Origin of the sequence: Anseongella ginsenosidimutans (assembly GCF_008033235.1) — a bacterium.
Lineage (GTDB): Bacteria > Bacteroidota > Bacteroidia > Sphingobacteriales > Sphingobacteriaceae > Anseongella > Anseongella ginsenosidimutans.
Genome location: NZ_CP042432.1, coordinates 128,934 through 150,292, shown reverse-complemented (window position 1 = coordinate 150,292; position 21,359 = coordinate 128,934). Strand labels below are relative to the sequence as shown.

Genomic DNA, 21,359 nt, shown 5'->3' with positions numbered 1-21,359 from the left:
CTTAGTAGTCTCCCAGGGTTTCTTCCAGTTGCGTAAGCGCTTTTTCCAATTGTTCGTCACTAGGGGCAATGCCATGCCATTTATGCGATCCTTCCATGAAGTCCACACCTTTACCCATGACGGTGGCCATCAGGATCATGACCGGCTTCCCTTTGCCTGTCAGGGTTTGCGCATAGCGAAGGGTATCCACCACGGCTTCCATATTATTCCCGTCAGGCAGGTCCATTACCTCCCAGCCGAAAGCTTCCCATTTTGCCCGGAGGTCGCCAAGGTGCATTACTTCCAGAGTAGGCCCGTCTATCTGCTGGCCGTTCCAGTCAACCACGGAAATGATATTATCTATTTTATGATGGGCGGCAAACATGGCTGCTTCCCAGATCTGGCCTTCCTGTAACTCGCCGTCGCCATGGAGGCTGTATACCAGCTTTTCATCGTTGTTCAGTTTTTTGCCCAAAGCTGCCCCGAGTGCCACTGACAAACCCTGCCCGAGGGAGCCGGAAGCAACGCGGATACCGGGCAGTCCTTCTTCCGTGGCAGGGTGCCCTTGCAGGCGCGAGTCTATTTTCCTGAAAGTGGCCAGTTCCGCTGCGGGAAAATACCCCGAACGCGCCAGCACGCTGTACCATACCGGTGAAATATGGCCGTTTGAAAGAAAGAATAAGTCTTCACCCTGTCCGTCCATATTGAACTGAGACCGGTGTTCCATGATCTCGAAATACAGCGCTACCAGGTATTCGGTGCATCCCAGTGATCCGCCAGGATGGCCGGATTGTACGCCATGCACCATCCGTACGATATCTCTTCGTACCTGGGACGCTATTTGCTCGAGCTTTTTAATATCAGGCATTCTATTAAATTTGGAAACGGTGCGATAACACCAATGATTTTCAGGCCGCAATAATACAGATAATTGCCAACGTTCGGAAACCATTTCCGGACATTTTTCCGGATCCGTTCCTGCTAAAACGCTATATTTAAAATATGGAAGAGAATAAGTACTTGTTCGGGGAGAAACAACAGTTCAGGCAGATTTGGCTGTGGGCGCTTTTGCTTGCGGCAGTGCTTCCAATACCCGGAGTTCTGATCTACCAGTTAATCACCGGACAGCCGGCGGGCGATAACCCGGCGCCGGTCACAGTGCTGGTTATTCTTATGCTATTTGTTGTGCTGCCCCTTTTACTCGGTTTTTATTATGCAAAGCTGACGATGCGGATAAGCCGGGAAGGCATTTTCTTCGGATGGAATTTTCCTTCAGGCGCGCTCAACAGGATTGCCTGGCCGGAGATCAGAGAGTGCAAGATCATTCAGTATAAGTTTGTGGGCCTGGGATATCATGTGTCTATGAGATACGGAACGGTCTATAATGTCAAAGGCAACCTGGGCCTGCGCATTGTGAAAAAAGACGGTACTGAATATTTAATAGGTACCGAAAAGCCGGACGAACTGCAGGCTGCGCTGACGGAATATTACGCCGGCGCTATTCTCCCCGGGCAAGCTGCTGTTTCCGGAACTGGAGGGGCTGGAGGCCGTAAAGGGATTTGAAATGCCTGTTGAAGTTGGAAAGATTGTTGAAGCCGCTTTCGTAGCAGATGTCCGACACGTTTTTATTGGTGTGGATAAGTTGTTTGGCGGCATAGCCTGTTTTCAATTCCAGCAAAAAGCCGGAAAAGGTCTTGCGGGTGCGGTATTTAAAATAGCGGGAGAAAGCTGCAGGAGCCATGTTGGCAAGTGCGGCGGCCTGTTCAAGGCGGATATCTTCCCTGAAATGGCTAAGCACAAATTCAAATACCTGCTGCAGGCGTTCATGGTCTTTTTCGTTGTACTGTTCCAGGCCCGGGCCCGAAATAAAAGTGTAATCCTGGCTTTCGGCCATTGCATGAAGTATTTCCATTAATTTTAGCCAGCGTTCAAAGCCTTTCAGCTGCGGCAGCCGCAGCAGCTTCCGACCAATCTCCCCGCCGCTTTCGCCGCTGAACTGAATGCCATTAACGGCACGTTCCAGCAGCGTCCGGATCGCCTGCGCCTCGGGAAGGCGAAGGACATCGTTCCCTATGGAATCTTCCAGGAAGTGGACCACGATGGAGCGGGCACGAAGTGCGGAACCCTCCGCATAATACTCCGCGTCATTCCGGTAAAGATGCGGCAGGTTCGGGCCGATCAGGGCCAGGTCACCGGCATCGAAATCGGTAATACTATCGCCGATAAAGCGCTTTCCCCTGCTTTCGGTTACCAGTACGATCTCATACTCGGGATGATAATGCCAGGGGGTGGGGTACCAGGAATAATTAAAGTCCCTGACCACGAATGATTCTTCGGCCTCCCTGGGAAGGTGTTCCAGCATCGGTTTCATAAATAAAAATATTTCCAGTTCAATCCTTCCGGCAACATTCCCGGCGACGTTCCGTCGTCATTCCCCGGCTGTCCGGTAAAATAAACGCATTTTGGTCAAAAAAGTATCATTTTTAGGAAAAAAATTGCTGGAGACGGTATCCTTTTCCGGCTAATTTTATCTTTATGGACGAAAGAAGATTAAGCTCCGCGCAAATAAGCGAATTCCATGAAATTGGCTATACGATTGTACCGGGATTCTTCAGCAAGGCGGAAACAGATAAGCTGTACGGCGCAGCGCTGGAAGACGAGATCATGCGCAAACATGCGCTCGACCTGAACGACCAGTCAGGAAAGAAAACAAAGCTTTCCCTGTGGTACACGCCGGGTGATGATATTTACGGGCAAATGATCCGCAGCGAGCGCATGGTCAACTCAGCGGCCTGCCTGCTGAACAGCGAGGCCCCGGTATGCCATTTTCATACAAAGCTTATGCAGAAGGAGCCCAGGGTGGGAGGGGCCTGGGAATGGCACCAGGACTACGGATACTGGTACAAAAACCAGTTCATGTTCCCTGACCAGATGCTGAGTGTCATGATCGCGCTGACCGCCGCCAATAAGGAGAACGGTTGCCTGCAGGTGATAAAAGGCTCTCACAAGATGGGCCGCGTAAATCACGGTTTTGCGGGCGAACAGGTTGGTGCGGATATGGTCATGGTGGACAATGCATTGAAGACAATGGAATTGGTTTACTGTGAATTGCAGCCGGGGGACGCGCTGTTCTTCCACAGTAACCTGCTGCATCGTTCCGAAGCCAACCTCTCTGACAGGCCCCGCTGGTCCATCATTTCCGTGTACGTTTCACAAAGCAACCCTGCCTATAACGAGGAAACCGGTTCACGCAGAACGCCTGTAGCCATTGTCCCGGATGAAGCGCTGCTTGAAACCCAAGGAGGCGCCTCCACCGGAAGGGATTTTCTCAGGAAGGAAGAAGACAAAGCCCTGGAAGATACCGGCTGGGAATCCGGGAGTTAGCGCAGCAGCGCTTAAGCTTTGTTTTCCAGGTCCAGGATTTGCCAGGAGGCGTTTTTCGAATCAACCCTTCTGATGGCATGTTTAATGATGCCCTCGCCGTCGATGACAAAAGTGACGCGATTGGTCCCCATGTATTTACGGCCGAACATATTTTTTTCGCCCCAAACTCCGTAGTCTTCCACGATCTTTTTGTTTTCATCGGCCAGCAGGGTGAAGGGAAGGTCATGTTTTTCCCTGAATTGTTGATGCGATTTTTCATCGTCCACGCTTACCCCTACTACTTCATAGCCTTTGGATACCAGGGATGCATAATTATCCCTGAAATTACAGGCTTCGGCAGTGCAGCCCGGCGTGTCATCCTTAGGGTAAAAGTACAGGACCAGGTTCTTACCTTTAAAATCCTCGAGGGAAACTTTATTTCCGTTTTGATCGGTTCCGGTGAAACGGGGGGCTTTATCGCCCGGGTTTAATTTTGACATGGCCTAAATATCATCTTGTGAAGGCTGCTTCGTACTCAGCCGTATTGTTTTTCATATCGGTAACAAGCAGGCGAAAAGTATGTTTGGCCGATCCGCCTTTTGCCGGCGTCCTTTCGTCAAAGACATGTTTCAGCGTGGCCGTTTTCCCGTCATGCTCCATTAAGACCCACTTCCCGTCAATGGTTCCCCGGTAAGACCTCACACCAGACAGATCGTCGCTGATCCGCAGCACAATGGCGGAGTTGCCAGCCATATTTTTCCCGCGGGAGATGTTGACCGGCCGTATCACCGGGGCAATTGTATCAAGGCTCACGTAAAAGTCCCCGAACTCCCGTACGCTGGCCTTTGCCCAGCCATTTTCCCAGGTAGTGGCAAAAGCCTGCCGCCGGTCATTTACGATAAGGGCCTTTGCGGTGTCCGTGAAGCCGGGATTCGTTTTAATAGCTATATCAAAAGACTTGTGGGCCGGCACATTTTTATCGTGGACCTGGTGCAGGAGGGAGGCGGCGCCTTCCGGGGCAGGTTTAGCCGAGTAGGTGAATGCTAAGTCTTCGTAAAGGGTGTTCTCTTCCATGGAAAGTCGTAAGCCGGGCGCCGCATACACGTTCGGCCGGTCATAACTGAAAACAGCGACGGGGTTTTCCGGGCGCGCCTTCTTTACCGGCCCTGCCGGGGTGGAAGTTAGCGTAAAGGTAAGTATGGAACGGTTTCCCGCTACATCGCTTACGATGTATTCCATCTCATGGGTCCCTGTGCCGGAAAACCAGGCGCTGCCATTATTGCTCAGGCGTTTGTAAATTGTCAGCGGGTTGCCCGGGCTAACGTGGCTTTTCTGGATCCGTCTTCCGTCCAGCAGGTAAGCAGCGTAATCTATATGACTGTTCATGGCCCGGTTATGCGCAAAGTTCAGGCGGTCGGTTTCGGAATAATAGATGGTTTGCCCGTTCCGTTTCAGCTCAATGGCATAATTGCCGTTCCGGTTGGCTGCTCCGTCCAGCTGATCGGTAGCAATGATCCCGAAGCCGATCCGGCCGCGGACGGTGATCGTTTGCGCCGGTTTAATCACATAACGGCTTTCCCCGGTACGGGTAACGCTGAAACCCGCCCTGAAACCGGAGCCGTTGACAGCGCTGCTATCAGTTAACGGATAAATAAACAAACCGCCAATCAAGGGCCGGACATGATCGGGCACCGGGAAGCCGAATAACAACGGATTAATAGGTTCTTCGCTCCTGGTGTCCCTGATCTCGAAATGGAGATGGGGGCCTCCGGAACTGCCGCTGTTCCCGGACCACGCAATAATATCACCCTTTTTAACCGGTAATTTACCGGGAGGAAAAGCAAGGTCTGCGGAAAAGGTTTCCTGTTCATACTGATGCCGTTTCATTTCGGCCGCAGCCGCCGGCATAAAACGCTCCAGGTGCCCGTATACGGTAGTAAATCCATTCGGATGATCAATATAAACCGCCTTTCCATAACCCCAGGCGCTTTCCGCAAGACGGGAAATATAACCGTCGGCGACGGCGTATACGGGATGTCCGGTGGTTTGTTGGGTTTTAAAGTCCAGTCCGGTATGAAAATGATTGCTCCTGAGTTCCCCGAAGGTGCCGGAAAGAGCAACAGGCAGGTTCAGGGGCAGCCGGAAATAATCCTGCGGGTAAAGCGTGTCAGGCGAATCAGCCGGTTCCTGGGCGCTGGCCGTTAAAAAGGAAAAAAGCAAGGGGGAAAGCAGAAGTGTCCATCTCAGTCTTAGCAGCATCTCGTTACTTTATATAAAAATCCAACAATTTCTCTCCTTCCAGGTATCCTTCCAAATGATCCCCGATGGCTACTTTACCTACTCCTGAAGGTGTTCCCGTAAAGATAAGATCGCCCTTGCGCAGGGTGATGAAAGTAGAGATAAAACTTACCAGGCGGGCAACCGGGAAAAGCATTTGTTCCGTATTGCCTTCCTGAACTTTTTTCCCGTTAATGTCCAGCCGGAATCCCAGGGACCGGAGTTCCTCCAATCCATGGACCGGCCGGAGGCTACTCAGGGGAGCGGAATGGTCAAAGGCTTTCGCCCTTTCCCAGGGAAGTCCCTGCTCCTTCAGCCGCTGCTGGAGGTCCCTGGCGGTAAAATCTATCCCCAGGCCAACAGCGTTTATATAATTGCCGGCGAATTTTTCGGGTACATGTTTCCCTTCCTTACATACCCGCACTACCACTTCGATTTCATGATGGATCTCCTGTGCGAATTCCGGAAGGTAAAAGGCATTATTATCCTTTAAAAGCGCCGTATCGGGTTTGAGAAAGATAACCGGCTCTTCCGGCACAGCGTTGTTTAACTCCCTGGCATGCTCCGCATAATTTCTGCCGACGGCTATAATTTTCATAGCCGCCAAGATATTAAAATTTGATCACGTTCCCTGAACCGGATATCTCCGAGGAAATATCCGGGTTTCCGCTATAGTACACATTCCCGCTTCCGCTGATCCGGACATTCAATTGCTGTGACACATGCACGCGGACGTTTCCGCTGCCTGAAATGGAAATATCCGCCGTTTCCGCTTTTAGCTTCTCCAGCTTCATGGCGCCGGATCCCGAGATCCTGGCTTTTAGTTCGCCGGCCTCTGCTTCTGCCGCACGGATATTGCCGGAACCGTTGACCTCCAGGTTCAGCAAGGGCAGGAAAGGGAAAGCTCCGCTTAACCTGAATTCCCCGCTTCCGTTTATTGCCAGGCCTTCAACGGCAGGCATTGTAATATATACCTCAATATTGTCTTTTTTGATACGTACCTGGTCTTCGAATCCCAGGTGCAATACTCCCTCAATGACATCCGTCTCAAAATGGGGGATCAGGTTGGCATAGCCTTTTACCTGTACGCTGAGGGTATCGGCATAATCTATATAGACTTTTGCCGATCCGTTACTCCTTACCTGCGTAAAGACGGGAGTGTCCCTGTTTTCAGTAAGTACAGGTCCTTCTCCTTTAATAAAATCTTGTTCACATGAAGCTGCCAGCATGCTGCATGCCAGCAGGAAGAATACATATTTTTTCATCGTTGTTAAAATTCAATTCGGTAATAGACAGAAGGGATCAGTCCCGCCTGGTAAATAGTTTCAATGTTGTTTTTGTCCACGTTATAAAACACCGTAAGTTCATTTTTTCTGTTTATAACGTTTTGAACGTCAATAAAAAATGCATGCGTAAGGCCGGGCCGGTTTACCCGGTAGGAAAAGGAAATATCCGCCCGGAAATAGGGCGAAACCTGCATTTCGTTCACGCGGCTTTCGTCGATAACCTGGTCATCCGCCGCCCTGGAAGCTGCCAGGTCCACCGGGGAATAGCGCATGCCGCCGTGGGTCATGATCCGGGCATTTAAACCAAGCAGGTTTTTCCCGGATGGGCCGGTTCCCCATTCTTTTCCAGCCACCAGGTTGGTCGTATAGCGGCTGTTAAAGGCGGTATTGAATTCGGTTCCCGGCAGGGCCCTGAACCTGGAATCAAACAGCGAAGCGGTCAGTAAAAAATAATATTGGCGGCTGAATGATTTTTCAAGGCTTAGATCCAGTCCCTTGTTTCTTCCGGTACCTTTGTTAACCAGAGTATGGTAATTCCGCGAGTAAATGAAATACGCGTCCGGCACATTGAGGACCGAAAAATTGAATGCCGGGTCGCCTGAAACAGGTACCTTATACAAATGCTGGTAATATGCTTCCGTACGAAACCTGAGATCTCCTTTGAACAGTTTTTCGTAACCAAGTACCAGATGGACGGCCTTCGTGGGGGAAAGGGCGCTGTTGGAAAAAATAACGGAACCGTCCGCTTGTTCATTTCTTCCGTAATAATAAGCGAGCGGTTCCAGGCGGCTGTGAAGGCCGGCTCCGAATGAAAGCCGCTGACCGGGTTTGATCCACCAACTAAGGCCAACCCGCGGTTCCGCACTCCAGGTCTTACTCAGGGTAAAATAATTAAGGTGAATCCCCGCGTTCATGGAGATGCGATCCGGCCATTCGTGTTTCCATTGGGTATAGAATTGATGGTTCCAGGCATCGCCCCGGGCAACCAGGAAGTCGCTTAAACGTCCGATATCCTTTTTATAGGTAAGAGAGTTAAGATTGAAGCCAAGCCGCGAACTGACCATTCCGGCCCGGATTGTATTGCGGGCATTTCCCTTGTAATTGATCATTGCCGAATAGCGAAGAGAAGTATTCACATACGCATCACGTCCGTAGACGCCGGGATTAAACTCCTCATTGAGCGTATCGGAACGATCTGTGATGCGGCTCCCTGACCAGGAAATGATATTTTTAAGATAAATCCGGTCGTTTAACAGCCAGAGATGCTTAATGCCGGAACTTCCTGAATAGTAACGGAAGCTCCGGTCAAATTTATCGGCGAACTCTTCCCATTCTTTCCGGTCCCTCACCGCTATCATGTTTTGCGAACTGATCCCCCGATGCCGAACAGGGAAAAGGTTCCTGCTTTGGCAGTAGGGAAATTCAGATTATACGCCAGGTCCTGGTAATCGGGAACGCCGTTTTCTCCGAAAGGCGATATGCCCGCTTTGTCCAGCAGGCTAAGGGTGGAATAGCGATAGTTTACGAGGTAAGAAGCCTTGCCGCAGGTTCTAAACGGGCCTTCCGCTGAAGCTTCAGTGCCCAGCGCGCCGGCCATAATGGCATATTCCCTTTTCGCCGTATTTCCTGTTCTGAAGCGGAGGTCAAAAATGCCTGACAGCGCATTTCCATATTCAGCCGGAAAGGCTCCGGTTAAAAAGTCGGACGTGCCGAGCATTCCCGAGCTGATCATGCTGATGCCTCCACCTGATCCGCCTTCTTCCCCGAAATGGTTCGGGTTCATGATCTCGATCCCTTCCAGCCTCCATTGCACCCCTTTTGGCGAATTACCCCGGATAATTACCTCGTTGCTTCCGTCATCCGATGAAGTAATGCCGGCAAAGTTCATCACCATGCGGGCGGGGTCAAACACGCTGGCGGCATACCTGCCGGTTTCCTCCACCGAAAAGGAACGGGCGCTGACGCCGGCCATTTCATTCAGCGGGCGCCGGGTATTGTTTCCGTTTACTGTTACCGCGCCGAGGCTGGAAACCAGTTCAGGCAATTCAATATAGAGGTACAGCTCTTTGCCCGAAGTCAGCAATACATTGGGAAGCCTGATCGTTTCGTATCCCAGAAGGGATATGGTGAGTTCGTGCCGCCCCACCGGAATGCTTTTTAAGTGAAAAACGCCGTCCTCCCCGGTGTTTACCCCGGTCGCCGGGCCGGAGGATTGCACAATGACAGTTGCGCCGGGCAGGGGAACGCCGGAGATTTTATCGCTCACAAGGCCTCTGATTGTTTGGTAAGGGGTATTTAAGCCGGACTTTCCGTCGGGTTCCGATTCTTTTCGTGGTTTAAGAATGATCTGTTTTCCTACAACGGAATATTCCAGCGTGGCCAGGCGGCAGAGGGCTTCCAGGACTTTTTTCGCAGGCTGCTTCTCCATTTTAAGCGTAAGCCGCTCCTTCAGGTTCAGCTGTCCGCTGCTATAGGTCAGCTGCAGCGATTGGTGTTTTCTCAGGTCTTCCAGGATGCTGCCCAGCGACTGTTCTTTATAGTCAACACTTATGATGCGGGAAAGGTTGTTTTCCTGTCCTTTGACGGGAATAGCATGCAGTACAACCAGCAAGAGTACGATTATTCTGCCCATACAGTATATACATTGCCGGTTCCTTCGATCCGGATATCAAGAAGATTTTCGAGTACATTTATTACTTCGGCGAGGCTGCTTTGATCAAATGCCGAGGTGACACGCAGCCCGCCCAGTTGAGGGTCTTTTATCCGGAAGCTAACGCCGTAGGATTCGCCGACCAGCGCAAGCACGTCCTCCAGCTGCTGATCCGCGAACTCCAGCTTCCGGTTTTTCCAGAAAAGGAAATTTTCATTTTCAAAGGCCTTTTTACTGAGCGATCTATCCCGGCTATTATAAATAACCTCTTCGCCGGGTGCCAGGCCAACCGCCTTTTCATTCCGGCCGGGGACAAAGCGGACGATCCCGCTAAGCAGCGAGACTTTTACCTGCTGTGCCGCGTCATCAAATAAAACGTTAAAGGAGGTTCCCAATACCCTGGTTTCGGTTTCTCCCGCCCCTACGATGAATTTTTTCTGCGGATCTTTGCTGACTTCAAAAAAAGCTTCCCCCTTCAGCTTTACCCGCCTTTCCCGATTCCGGTCCAGCCCGGCATCGTAACTGATGGAACTGTTCTCATTAAGAACTACCCGCGAACCGTCAGGCAGGACAATGTTTTTTGTTTCCCCCGGCAGGGTAGCGATAAACACGTCTGAATACCCGGGCTTCAGCAAAAAGTAAACCAGCGTGCCGGCAAGGATGAGCAGGGCAACAGAGGCCGCGGCGCGGAAAGACCAGCCGGATACCTTGCGGAGGACAGGTTTTTTCCGTTCCCTGATTTGCGGCTGTAGTTTTTTCCAGGCCTGCTCCACATCAAATGCAGGCAGAGGATTGTTTTTCGAACGGTCCCATATTTTTTCGAGTTCCTTTAATTGAAGGGTTCGTGCCGGGTCTTCTTCCAGCCATTGAAGCAACCTGCTGCGTTCTTCGTCAGAAATAGTTCCGGCGAGGTAAGCGCTGACCAGGTCCCAGTACTCTTTTTTATGCAGTTCCATAAACCTATAACACTGCATGGGCTTTGCGCCACTACTGGTTAGCTTAAAAAATTAAAAAAATACTGATCAGGTATTTCCGGAAGAATTTCAATGCTTTGGACATATGGTTCTCGACGGTATTTACCGAAATGCCCAGGGAGGCGGCAATTTCCCGGTAACTCATGTTTTCATAGCGGCTCAGGACGAAAACGGTTCTGCAGGCAGGAGGAAGGGCGTTTATTAGTTCCTGAATACGATTGGCGGTTTCTTTATGATGGAGATGCTGGTCAGCCGAGAGGCCGGCGGCGGTCACTTCTTCCTGAAAAGCAGCATTTCTTGAAGCCGAATTTTTTTGCTTTCTCAGGTAATTCAGCGAACTGTTGATGCTGGCCTTGTAAAGGTAAGATCTGAGGCCTGCGTCGGCTTGCAGTGTGTCCCGCTTATTCCACAGGGACAAGAATACATCCTGGACGATATCTTCCGTAGCCGGCTTATCCTGGACAATACGAAAAGCACAGCGGCATAAAGCTTCGTAATGCAGGTTAAATAATTTTTCGAAGATCGCCTTTGTAATGGCGGGTGCAGGCTTCACTTATTGAACAACCGATATTTTTTTTGTCACATGGTCGCTGTCCGCGGACAGGCGGATGAAATAAAAGCCGCCCGATACTTTGCTGCTGATATTGAATTCGCTGGTCTTGCTACCTGCGCCAACCCTTTGGGCAAACAAGGTTGACACCTCGTTACCCAGCACATCCAGCATTTTAACAGTGACCAGTGCGTTTTTCTTAATGTTGTAGGAAATTCTGAGGTTTTGGGAATTTACATAGAGCGGGTTAGGATAGACTTTGAAATTGGAAATGATCTTTTCCGCTTCTACCGACAGGTCTTTCATATTTACCGCGACCGTTGAATAGTCATCAAATCCAAACGTGGTAAAAAACAACAATTGGCGGTCGTCATAGGTTTTAACGGGATCCTGGAAGATCTTCGGTTTATTCTTTCTGTTGTCTTTGAGTACCGGGTCAGGTTTTAAGGTAGAATCTGCTCCGGCGATAGCAAAAGCCTCTACCGGATTCGCAAAAGCGCTTACCTTTCCCACCTTTGTAAATACTACCGTAGTTACAAGCGTGAAAAGAAAAAATAAGTAATGAATCGAGTAAAGTTTTTTCATTGTTATCTTTAACAAAACTAAGAATTATTTGTCAGTCATGGCGCATTTTTCTAAAATTTTATTCCAAAAATAATACGCAAGCTCCCCGGTTCCGGCCGATACTGTGGACAGCTAAAATTTCCCGCAAATTACCGGCCAAATTATTGTTAAGTTGACAACATTTGGCTTAAAAATAAAAAACATATTTTTGCCGGGGTTCGACTAAACGAAAAGGTGTTGAAAAGAGAAACACATCAGCTTAGCAGATTATCTGTCGCCGGATTATTAATTAGCCTGGGGATAATTTACGGAGACATCGGAACTTCCCCGCTATATGTTTTTAAAGCGATAGTGGGGGACAAGGTAATTTCCGATGACCTCGTTTTAGGATCCCTATCCTGTATCTTCTGGACGCTTACCCTTCAAACCACGGTAAAATATGTCCTGGTAACGCTTAGCGCTGATAATAAAGGCGAAGGAGGCGTTTTTTCCCTTTACTCGCTCATCAGGCGAAAAGCGAAATGGCTGGTAATTCCTGCCATGATCGGGGGGCTACGCTGCTTGCCGACGGTATCATCACTCCGCCCATTTCTGTTTCTTCGGCGATTGAGGGTTTGTTGATATTAAACCCCGATATGCCGACAGTTCCCATCGTTATTTTAATCATTACCGTTCTCTTTTTCTTCCAGCAGTTCGGCACTAACCTGGTTGGACGCGCTTTCGGGCCGCTGATGATTATCTGGTTCAGTATGCTGGCTATTATGGGAACGGGCCAGCTGGTCACTAATTTCGCCGTACTGAAAGCGATCAATCCTTATTACGCGGTGAAGGTACTGGCGGGTAATCCTGAGGCGCTGGCCATCCTGGGAGCTATTTTCCTTTGTACAACGGGAGCGGAAGCTTTGTATTCCGACATGGGGCATTGCGGAAGAAAAAATATCCGGGTCAGCTGGATTTTTGTTAAAACTTGTTTACTGCTAAACTATTTCGGACAGGGAGCGTGGTTATTGGACCACAGCGGGGGAATTCTTCCCGGGAATCCTTTCTACAAGATCATGCCGGAATGGTTCCTGATTTATGGGATAGGGATTGCCACCATCGCCACGGTTATCGCCAGCCAGGCCATGATCACCGGGGCTTTCACGCTTATCAGCGAAGCCGTCCGGCTGAATCTCTGGCCCAAGGTCAAGATTAATTATCCTTCTGACGAAAAGGGGCAGCTGTATGTGCCAAGTACTAACTGGATATTGTATGTGGGATGTGTTCTCGTTGTGCTGATCTTTCAGAAATCCAGTAATATGGAGCATGCCTATGGCCTCACGATCATTATGTCCATGCTCATAACGACCATGCTCATGACGGTGTACCTCAGGTCTATTAAATATCCCCTGTACCTGGTGATCCCGTTTTGCCTGGTTTACCTTAGCATTGAACTCCTCTTCTTTTCGGCGAATATCCTGAAGTTCGTTGACGGAGGCTGGTTCACCGTCGTTGCCGGGTCGATCTTGTTTTCGGTAATGTGGTGCTGGTACAAGGCCCGGAAAATACGAAACCGTTACGTGCGCTATACCGAGATAGAAAATTATTACCAGATACTGGCGGAGTTAAGCGAAGATACCTCGGTATCGAAATATGCTTCCAACCTGGTTTTCCTGACGAGCGCCAATTTCCCGTCCGAAATCGAGAACAAGATCATTTATTCCATCATTCATAAACAGCCGAAACGCGCCGATATCTACTGGCTGGTTCATGTGGATGTGCTGGATGTGCCTTATTCCAGGGAATACAAGGTCCAGACCTTCATTCCTAATCACCTGATCCGGATCGATTTCCGGCTGGGCTTCCGCGAAGAACAACGGGTAAACCTGCTGTTCCGGAAAGTGGTGGAAGAAATGGTAAAAAACAATGAAGTGAATATCGTAAGCCGCTACGAGTCGTTGCGCAAACATAAGGTAACGGGCGACTTCCGGTTCGTAATTCTTGAAAAGACCTTTTCCAGCATCTGGACCCTGCCCCTGTTTGAACGGCTGGTCCTTTACTATTTCCTCTTACTGAAAAAACTTTCCCTTTCCGAGGAGCGCGGTTTTGGCCTGGATGCCAGCTTCGTGGACGTAGAAAAAGTCCCGCTTATTATTCCTACCACTGAGGAAATTGATCTTGTCAGGGTGGAATAAAGCACGCTCAGTTCTTTGGCGGGGCGCTGCTCCCCCAGGCCGTGGGCCGAATCCCCGGCTATGCCTTCGCGCGCCGGGGCGAAGGTGAGGGTGCAGCCAGGAAAAATCAGCCTGAACGAGAGAAAACACCCAAAAACCGCGCGCGGTTTAACGTACCCTAAGGCTGGGTAGCCTGGGCTCGCAGGCGGCTTTTGCGAATCCCGTAGCTGAAGTAAATAACCAATCCGACGAGAAGCCAGATGCCGAAGCCGAGCCAGTTACTGACCCCCATTTCCGACATCATGTAAAGGCAGCAGAGCATACCCAGGACCGGGATAAGGGAAAGATTTTTGCGGACGCTGTAATAGAGGGCGCCCAGGGACACCAGGAAGAAAACCCAGGCGGGTATTTTGTGGCGGAATAATTTCCAGCCGCTCTCATATTTTTTTGCGGCGGGAATGTCAAATCCTGCCAGCCTTTTTTCATATTCTTTTGAGGGAAGGCTGGTCAGGTAGCGTTCCAGGTCGTTTCCGCTGGCGGCGAAGGCCAGGCTGTCCGCTGCGGCAACGTTGTTTTTTAGCTGCGCCAATTCGGTGTTGTTTAAAGAGGTGATTATCGTATGCGGAGCGTAAGCCTGCGGGCTGTTTTTAAGGAAGGCAAGCGTGTTTTCCCGGTTGGACGTAAAGGCCCAGGCAAGCAGGGCAACGGCCAGCAAGGGCAGTACGTAACGGGCATTGATATAGGGGGTTTTGAATTTCCCTTTGGGGGCGTCGGGGTCGGACTGTATCCGAAGGACACCGGCGCAAACCAGCGTAAAAGCGAACAGCGTGCCGATACTGCAAAGATCCGCCACAACGTACATATTCATAAATAACACCGGAGTCGCTACTACGAAACCGGTCACAATGGTTGCAAAAGACGGGGTCTTGAAGCGGGGGTGGATCCGGGAGAAGGCCTTTGGCAGCAGGCCGTCGCGGCTCATGCTCATCCAGATACGGGGCTGTCCCATCTGGAAGACCAGTAGCACGCTGGCCATGGCAACCACGGCGCTGGCGGCAATAATGCCTGACAGCCATTTTAGGTCAAGTTGTTCGAATACAAAGGCAAGGGGATCGCCTACAGCCAGCAAATCGTAATGAACCATTCCCGTGAGTACCAGTGCAATGGCAATGTAGAGCAGGGTGCAAAGCACGATTGCCCACATCATTCCGCGGGGAAGATCGCGCTGGGGGTTCTTGCATTCTTCGGCGGTGGTGGAAATTGCGTCAAAACCGATATAAGCGAAAAACACGGCCGAAACCCCGCGAAGCACGCCGGACAGGCCATTGGGCATAAACGGATCCCAATTATCAGTGTCGATATAAAAGACCCCCACGGCGATTACCAGCAGGATAATAGCCAGTTTGACCACTACCATGGTATTGCTGGCATTGCGGGACTCGCGGATCCCCCGGTAAACCAGCCAGGTGATTATCCAGATGATCAGCAGGGCCGGCAGGTCGGCGACCACGTGAAAGCCGCCGATAGAAGGCGCTCCTTCCCAGGCGTGATAGGCCGCTTTTATGCTGTAATCCAGCTGGTTGAAGCTTTTTCCGCTTTCCATTAATATTGCGGCGTCCTGAAAGCCGTTCCGGGCGCTCAGGTAATCCATCGTCATCCAGGGAGGCAGTTCAATGCCGCCACTAGAAAGCAGGCTCGTAAGATAGTCGGACCAGGAAATGGCCACCATCGTGTTCCCAATGGCATATTCCATAATCAGGGACCAGCCAATGATCCAGGCAATCAGTTCGCCGAAAGCGACGTAGGAATAAGTATAAGCGCTTCCCGATACCGGAACAATGGAAGCAAACTCTGCGTAAGCAAAAGCAGTAAATGCGCAGGCTACCGCCGTAAACAGGAAAAGATAAATAACTGCCGGCCCGCCGTCCGCGCTGGCTTTGCCGATCGTGCTGAATATCCCTGCGCCTACAATGGCGGCAATTCCAAAGGCTATCAGGTCCCGAACTCCCAGCGTACGCCGCAGGGCGGGGCGTTCTGCGTCATCATGCGGCCGGTCGGCTTCCCGGAGGATGGAAGCAATAGTTTTCCTGCGAAAAAGTTCACCCATCTTTCATACGTTGGTTCAATGGGTGAAAGTAGGAATTTTTTTAAAAAGGGGCGTTATTTACCGGCGGGATGCCTGCCTCTGCTTGCGGTGTTCCCCCCGGCGGCGCCCGTTTTTTTCTTTCCCGGCTTTTTTACAAGGGCGTCAGTTACTGCCTTGGAAGTACGGGGCATGGACCTCGTTTCCCTGCGCAAGGGAGGATCGCTCAGGGCGGTCACTTCGATAGTTCCCTTGCCCGACGTTGCGGTCCTGTTCCTGTCGCCCGCTTCATTCCTCAGCTGGGCTTCAATCAGATTTTTGTCGGGAGTCTCCTTTTTCTCCCGGGGCTTCCGCGGTTCCCGGATCATTGGCTCATCCGGGATCCTCTTTTCTTCTTTCTTCTTCATAACTCATTCAGTTTGGCTGACATATTTGTCATACATGAATGAATCAATAGTAATGCCAGAGCCGGTCCTGATGCCGGTAAACTCCGCGGAAAGATGGCGTCAGGAAATCTTTTCCAGCTCCCCGCTTACGAAAGCGGCAAGGGAGCGGACGTATGCTGCCGAAAAATCAAAGCGGATACCCGCGGCGCGGTATATTTCCGGAATAGGGCGGGTGTATCCCAGTTTCAGGGCTGCTGTATATTGCGCTACTGCTCTTTCCGGATTCTCCGCAAAATTCTTCCAGACTGCAATTGCGCCCAGCTGGGCCATGCCGTATTCGATATAATAAAAAGGAACTTCAAATAAATGCAGCTGTTTCTGCCAGAGGTTTCCTTTTAATTGCTCATATCCTGTCCAGTCGGTGAATCCTGCGCCGAAACGATCGAATATTTCGAGCCAGGCGCTGCGGCGTTCGGCGGCGCTGTGTCCGGGATGGGTGTACAGCCAATGCTGGAAAGCATCGATGGTGGCAACCCAGGGCAGGGTTTTCAGAATATCATGGAGCTGTTCCCTCTTCGCCCTGCGCAGATCGTCTTTTTCGTCAAAAAAGTGGTCCCAGTGTTGCATGGAAAGCAATTCCATCGACATGGAGGCCAGTTCTGCAATTTCCGGCGTCAGGTTTTTAAAGGCGTTCAGTTCCAGGCCGGCGGTGAGGAAGGTATGCACCGCATGCCCGCCTTCGTGAACCATTGTGGTAAGGTCACGCATGGAATCCGCTGAATTCATAAAAATAAAAGGCATTCCCGTTTCAGAAAGGGGATAATTATAGCCGCCCGGCGCTTTTCCCTTTCTAGATTCCAGATCCAGCAGCCCCCGTGCTTTCATGGTCCCCAGGCAAGCCCCGAAATAAGGATCAAGGTTGCTGAAGCAGGCGATGCTTTTATCCGTCAGTTCTTCAGGGCCCTGAAAAGGCTTCAGGGCAGGCTTGCCGCTCGTGTCCACCTCCGTATCCCAGGGGCGAAGCTGGTCCAGCCCCAGGTCGCTCCGGCGCTTTTCCGCCTGCCTGCGAAGCAGGGGCACGATCTCCTTCTCAATCGCTTCATGAAAACGGAAGCAATCTTCGGGGCTATAATCGAAACGGCCCATTGCCGCAAAAGCGTAGTCGCGGTAGTTATTATAACCGGCGTTCAATGCAACCTGGTGGCGCAATTGCAGCAGCTTGTCAAAAAGTTCGTCCAGCTGCCCGCTGTCTTCCAGCCGGCGGTTCCCGATCTTTTCAAATACTTCCTGCCTCAGCTCGCGTCGGTTGTCTTTGAGAAAATTGGCCGCCTGCTGCAGGGTGTATTCTTTTTCATTCACGGTGACGGTCATGGCGCCGCTGATAGCGCCGTATTTTTGCTGCTCCACCTGCAACTGGCTGAAAAGAGGAATGTTTTCTTCACGAAAAAGGCTGATCTCTTTTTCTACCGCGCGCAAATACACGAAATACTTCTCCTTGTCCAGCTGTTCCCTGAAAGGCGACCCCTGAAGTTTCCGGTTCAGTTTATCACTGTAAGGCGCTATTTTAGGTTCGATTTCCGTGGCAAAGTATTCAAAATCCTTTCGCAGGGATTCGTTGGGGGTGTCGCAGGTCATTTTTATGTAGCGCCAGGCGAAATCCTCTTCCAGGGCGGCTTCCAGTTCGCTCCGGTCACGCAGCCACCGTTCCAGCGAGGCCGCGGAAGTAATTTCCCTGTTCAGTAATTCCTCGTAAAAGGTACGCAGCGTTTCAAAATCAATGTTCAGCTGCGCGGGGAGGTAGTTTCTTTTCGGTGTACTCATTGTAAGGGGTTTATTAAAAAGATATCAGCCAGGAAGAACAGGGCGAAGACGACGCTGGCAATGCCGTTGGCCGTCATGAAGGCAATGTTCACCCTGCTCAGGTCATGCGGTTTTACCAGGCTGTGCTGGTAAACAAGCATTCCCCCGTATACCAGGGCGCCGGTCCAGTACAGCCAGGAGAAATCTCCCAGTATCCCGGCCGCAGCGACGAAAGCCGCCGACAAACCATGTAAAATTATGGAAAAGCTCAATGCCTTCCTTTTGCCCAGCAGCACGGGGATAGAATGTAATTGTTCTTCCCGGTCAAATTCTTCGTCCTGCAAAGCATATATAATATCGAAGCCGCTTACCCAAGTGATCACGGCCAGGGAAAACAGGATGGGAAGCAAGGCGAACTGACCCGTAATGACCAGGTAGGCTCCAATGGGCGCAAGGGAAAGCCCCAGCCCGAGTACCAGGTGGCACAATGCCGTGAAACGCTTGGTATAGCTATAGCCCAGCACAATCAGCAAGGCCAGGGGAGCCAGGTAAAAGCAAAGCGGGTTGATGAACCAGGTCGCTGCCAGGAATAACAGGCAGTTCAGCAGGGTGAACACCAGGGCCGAACGGGCGCTGATCACTCCCCGGGGGATCTCCCGGACGCTGGTACGGGGGTTTTTAGCATCGATATGGCGGTCCAGGTAGCGGTTAAAGGCCATTGCCGCACTTCGTGCAAAAACCATACAAGCCAGCATCAGCAGAAATTTTACCCAGCTGAATTTTGCCCCCGTGTTTTGTATGGCCAGGAAGAAGCCGATAAAGGCAAAAGGCATGGCAAAAACAGTATGGCTGAATTTGACGAGCGACAGGTATTTCTTCATTCCTCACTAGTTTGCGAAGCCTGGTTCACCCCTTCTATAAATTCCAGCAATTCTTCTTTTCCCAATTGTTTTTCGGCAGAGGTAATGAATATTTCCGGTACGGTTTCCCATGTTTTTAGCATTTCCCGTTCGAAAAGCCGGATATTCTGGATCGTTTTCTGCTTCGACTGCTTATCGGCTTTTGTAAAGACCAGCGAAAAGGGGACCCCCCGGCTGCCCAGCCAGTTAATAAATTCCAGGTCAATGGCCTGTGGTTCCAGCCGCGAATCGATCAACACCATCACACATTGAAGGTTCGGCCTTCTTTCCAGGTAATCGGTAATAAACCCTTCCCAGGAACGCCGGTTCTTTTTGGAGGTCCGGGCATAGCCATAGCCGGGGAGGTCAACCATATACCAGATGCCGTTGATCAGAAAGTGATTAATGAGCTGTGTTTTCCCGGGTGTCTGGGAAGTCTTGGCCAGCTTTCTTTTGCCGGTAAGCATATTGATCAGCGAAGATTTTCCCACGTTTGACCGGCCGATAAACGCATGTTCCGGTTTGTCCGGCAGCGGAAGCTTGTCCACCTTCGTATTGCTGCAAATAAATTCAGCTGAACGGATTTCCATGCTGCAAAGGTAAGGATTTCAGCGCTTGCTTCCGCCCTGGCTTTCACGGATATGCCTTTGCCCCGCGGGAAACGAAAACCAGCGGAAAGCCGCGAAAGCCCGGCGAACGTAAAATTTCTATATTTGTTTCAACCAATAATCAAATCCGATGAAGAAACCTTACATCCTTCTTGCCGGTATCCTGTTATCCGGCGCCTTTTCTTGCGAAAAACCAGGGGAAAACATGGCTGATGATCAGAATATGCAGGAAAAACTGGAACAATATGTTAGTGTCAGGTTAACCGCCGACCTTTCCGGGCTGAGCGGGAACCAGCGGGAAATGATTCCCTTGCTGATCGAGGCGGCAAAAGTGATGGACAGCCTGTTCTGGCGGGAAGCTTACGGAGATCCGGATAGCCTGCTGAATTCCCTGGAGGACGAGGCTACGCGCGAATATGTGCGGATCAACTACGGCCCCTGGGACCGCCTGGACAATAACGCGCCTTTTATTGAAGGCATCGGGGAAAAACCCGAAGGGGCTAATTTCTACCCTGAGGATATGACGAAAGAAGAATTTGAACAGGCGGACCTTCCCGGAAAAGACAGCCTGTACACCGTCCTCCGGCGGGATAACGCCGGGGAGTTGTACACGATTCCCTATCATGAACTATTCTCCCAGCAGGTGCAGTACGCAGCCGGCCTGCTGGAAAAGGCCGCTGCACTCGCTGAAGACGAAGGCCTTAAAAAATACCTTGAGCTGAGGGCCGAAGCCCTGCGAACCGACCGCTACCGGCGGAGTGACCTGGCCTGGATGGACATGAAGGACAATACCATTGAAGTGGTCATTGGCCCCATAGAAACATATGAAGACCGGCTTTTCGGATACAAAGCGGCCCATGAAGCCTACGTGCTGCTGAAAGACAGGGAATGGAGCGAGCGGCTTGAGAAGTACGCCGCTTATCTTCCGGAGCTTCAGCAAAACCTGCCCGTGGAAGACCGCTACAAACAGGAAAAGCCGGGGAGCGACGCCGATTTGAACGCTTATGATGTCATTTATTATGCCGGGGACTGCAACGCGGGCAGCAAGACCATCGCCATTAACCTGCCCAACGATGAACAGGTTCAATTACAGAAGGGTACACGCAGGCTCCAGCTGAAGAATGCCATGCAGGCGAAATTCGATAAGATCATGCTCCCCATTACCGGCCTCCTGATTGATTCTGCGCAGCGCGCAAATGTGACCTTCGACGCCTTTTTCGCCAATACGATGTTTCATGAAGTAGCGCATGGATTGGGTATTAAAAACACGCTGACAGACAAAGGCACGGTGCGCGAAGCGCTAAAAGAACATGCCTCCGCCCTGGAAGAAGGGAAAGCCGATATCCTGGGACTGTACATGATCATGCAGCTGCTCGAAAAGAACGAACTGGAAGGCAGCCCTGAAGATTATATGACCACTTTCATGGCCGGTATTTTCCGGTCCGTCCGTTTCGGGGCTTCCAGCGCTCACGGCGTGGCCAATATGATCCGCTTTAACTACTTCCGCGAGCAGGACGCTTTCCAGCGGCTGGCAAACGGCACCTACCGCGTTGACTACGCGAAAATGAAAATGGCCGCCGACAGCCTTTCCCGCCTGATCCTGACGCTGCAGGGCAACGGCGATTACGCCGGCGTGGCCAAACTGGTAGAAGAAAAAGGCCGTATCACGCCTCAGCTGCAGTCCGACCTGGACCGCCTCGGCGAGGCCGGCATCCCCGTGGACGTGGTGTTTGAACAGGGCGTAGAGGTGCTGGGTTTGTAGCTGCGCCAGAGCCGTGCTGCTGGCC

At 51.1% G+C, this 21,359-nt stretch carries 21 protein-coding genes; 5 read left to right on the top strand and 16 right to left on the bottom strand.

The genetic code is table 11. The features are described 5' to 3' along the window. Position 1 precedes the first annotated feature (1 nt). Entirely contained in the window at positions 2-847 is an 846-nt protein-coding gene (locus tag FRZ59_RS00705; RefSeq protein ID WP_132127770.1) for a transketolase, read from the bottom strand. A gap of 134 nt (positions 848-981) precedes the next feature. Here FRZ59_RS00705 and FRZ59_RS00700 point away from each other — a divergent pair, with 134 nt between their 5' ends. After that, a complete protein-coding gene (locus tag FRZ59_RS00700; protein WP_132127771.1) occupies positions 982-1,542 on the top strand; it encodes a hypothetical protein in 561 nt (186 codons plus the stop codon). Here the strand turns inward: FRZ59_RS00700 and FRZ59_RS00695 are convergent. Then, positions 1,478-2,350, bottom strand: a complete 873-nt coding sequence (locus FRZ59_RS00695) for an AraC family transcriptional regulator (protein ID WP_132127772.1) — start codon at positions 2,348-2,350, stop codon at positions 1,478-1,480. The genes FRZ59_RS00700 and FRZ59_RS00695 overlap by 65 nt on opposite strands. Before the next feature lie 164 nt (positions 2,351-2,514). On the opposite strand from FRZ59_RS00695, the gene FRZ59_RS00690 reads away from it, so the two are divergent. Beyond that, the gene (locus tag FRZ59_RS00690) at positions 2,515-3,363 is read left to right on the top strand and encodes a phytanoyl-CoA dioxygenase family protein (protein ID WP_132127773.1); all 849 of its coding nucleotides are present in this window, start codon (positions 2,515-2,517) and stop codon (positions 3,361-3,363) included. 11 nt (positions 3,364-3,374) lie between these two features. On the opposite strand, the gene bcp is transcribed toward FRZ59_RS00690, so the two are convergent. From bcp to FRZ59_RS00645, 9 genes are read right to left on the bottom strand one after another with little or no spacing between them, the layout of a single operon-like run. After that, a complete protein-coding gene (bcp, locus tag FRZ59_RS00685) occupies positions 3,375-3,842 on the bottom strand; it encodes a thioredoxin-dependent thiol peroxidase (protein ID WP_132127774.1) in 468 nt (155 codons plus the stop codon). A 10-nt stretch (positions 3,843-3,852) separates the two neighbouring features. Then, positions 3,853-5,601 (bottom strand): M23 family metallopeptidase, encoded by a 1,749-nt coding sequence (locus FRZ59_RS00680; protein ID WP_132127775.1) that lies wholly within the window; start codon positions 5,599-5,601, stop codon positions 3,853-3,855. Positions 5,602-5,605: 4 nt separating this feature from the next. Then, the gene (locus FRZ59_RS00675; RefSeq protein WP_132127776.1) at positions 5,606-6,217 is read right to left on the bottom strand and encodes a fumarylacetoacetate hydrolase family protein; all 612 of its coding nucleotides are present in this window, start codon (positions 6,215-6,217) and stop codon (positions 5,606-5,608) included. Between the two features lie 13 nt (positions 6,218-6,230). Next, positions 6,231-6,884 (bottom strand): head GIN domain-containing protein, encoded by a 654-nt coding sequence (locus tag FRZ59_RS00670; protein ID WP_132127777.1) that lies wholly within the window; start codon positions 6,882-6,884, stop codon positions 6,231-6,233. 5 nt (positions 6,885-6,889) lie between these two features. Next, the gene (locus FRZ59_RS00665) at positions 6,890-8,263 is read right to left on the bottom strand and encodes a TonB-dependent receptor (RefSeq protein ID WP_147698199.1); all 1,374 of its coding nucleotides are present in this window, start codon (positions 8,261-8,263) and stop codon (positions 6,890-6,892) included. Further along, a complete protein-coding gene (locus FRZ59_RS00660) occupies positions 8,260-9,537 on the bottom strand; it encodes a carboxypeptidase regulatory-like domain-containing protein (protein WP_147698198.1) in 1,278 nt (425 codons plus the stop codon). Before FRZ59_RS00660 ends, FRZ59_RS00665 begins: the two co-directional genes overlap by 4 nt. Continuing rightward, positions 9,525-10,511, bottom strand: coding sequence for a FecR domain-containing protein (locus FRZ59_RS00655; protein WP_158640474.1), 987 nt, complete (start codon positions 10,509-10,511; stop codon positions 9,525-9,527). The genes FRZ59_RS00660 and FRZ59_RS00655 overlap by 13 nt, the downstream gene beginning before the upstream one ends. A gap of 43 nt (positions 10,512-10,554) precedes the next feature. After that, positions 10,555-11,082 carry an RNA polymerase sigma-70 factor gene (locus FRZ59_RS00650; RefSeq protein WP_132127780.1) on the bottom strand — a complete coding sequence of 176 codons (528 nt, stop codon included), beginning with the start codon at positions 11,080-11,082 and terminating at the stop codon, positions 10,555-10,557. Continuing rightward, complete coding sequence (locus FRZ59_RS00645) at positions 11,083-11,664, bottom strand: T9SS type A sorting domain-containing protein (RefSeq protein ID WP_132127781.1); 582 nt, start codon at positions 11,662-11,664, stop codon at positions 11,083-11,085. A 213-nt stretch (positions 11,665-11,877) separates the two neighbouring features. On the opposite strand from FRZ59_RS00645, the gene FRZ59_RS19660 reads away from it, so the two are divergent. Then, positions 11,878-12,264 (top strand): KUP/HAK/KT family potassium transporter, encoded by a 387-nt coding sequence (locus FRZ59_RS19660; RefSeq protein ID WP_349290815.1) that lies wholly within the window; start codon positions 11,878-11,880, stop codon positions 12,262-12,264. Further along, a complete protein-coding gene (locus FRZ59_RS00640) occupies positions 12,165-13,817 on the top strand; it encodes a KUP/HAK/KT family potassium transporter (RefSeq protein ID WP_349290814.1) in 1,653 nt (550 codons plus the stop codon). Before FRZ59_RS19660 ends, FRZ59_RS00640 begins: the two co-directional genes overlap by 100 nt. Before the next feature lie 157 nt (positions 13,818-13,974). Here FRZ59_RS00640 and FRZ59_RS00635 read toward each other — a convergent pair whose 3' ends face one another. The 5 genes from FRZ59_RS00635 to yihA form a co-directional block, all read right to left on the bottom strand. Next, positions 13,975-15,903: an amino acid permease gene (locus tag FRZ59_RS00635; protein ID WP_132127783.1), complete on the bottom strand. Its 1,929-nt coding sequence runs from the start codon at positions 15,901-15,903 to the stop codon at positions 13,975-13,977. Positions 15,904-15,956: 53 nt separating this feature from the next. After that, positions 15,957-16,286 (bottom strand): hypothetical protein, encoded by a 330-nt coding sequence (locus tag FRZ59_RS00630; protein WP_132127784.1) that lies wholly within the window; start codon positions 16,284-16,286, stop codon positions 15,957-15,959. Between the two features lie 99 nt (positions 16,287-16,385). Next, positions 16,386-18,086 carry a M3 family oligoendopeptidase gene (locus tag FRZ59_RS00625; protein ID WP_132127785.1) on the bottom strand — a complete coding sequence of 567 codons (1,701 nt, stop codon included), beginning with the start codon at positions 18,084-18,086 and terminating at the stop codon, positions 16,386-16,388. Next, positions 18,083-18,946: a UbiA-like polyprenyltransferase gene (locus FRZ59_RS00620; protein ID WP_132127786.1), complete on the bottom strand. Its 864-nt coding sequence runs from the start codon at positions 18,944-18,946 to the stop codon at positions 18,083-18,085. Before FRZ59_RS00620 ends, FRZ59_RS00625 begins: the two co-directional genes overlap by 4 nt. Beyond that, positions 18,943-19,554 carry a ribosome biogenesis GTP-binding protein YihA/YsxC gene (gene yihA, locus FRZ59_RS00615; RefSeq protein WP_132127787.1) on the bottom strand — a complete coding sequence of 204 codons (612 nt, stop codon included), beginning with the start codon at positions 19,552-19,554 and terminating at the stop codon, positions 18,943-18,945. Before yihA ends, FRZ59_RS00620 begins: the two co-directional genes overlap by 4 nt. A 148-nt stretch (positions 19,555-19,702) precedes the next feature. On the opposite strand from yihA, the gene FRZ59_RS00610 reads away from it, so the two are divergent. Then, the gene (locus FRZ59_RS00610; RefSeq protein WP_132127788.1) at positions 19,703-21,334 is read left to right on the top strand and encodes a DUF8614 domain-containing protein; all 1,632 of its coding nucleotides are present in this window, start codon (positions 19,703-19,705) and stop codon (positions 21,332-21,334) included. Positions 21,335-21,359: the final 25 nt, after the last annotated feature.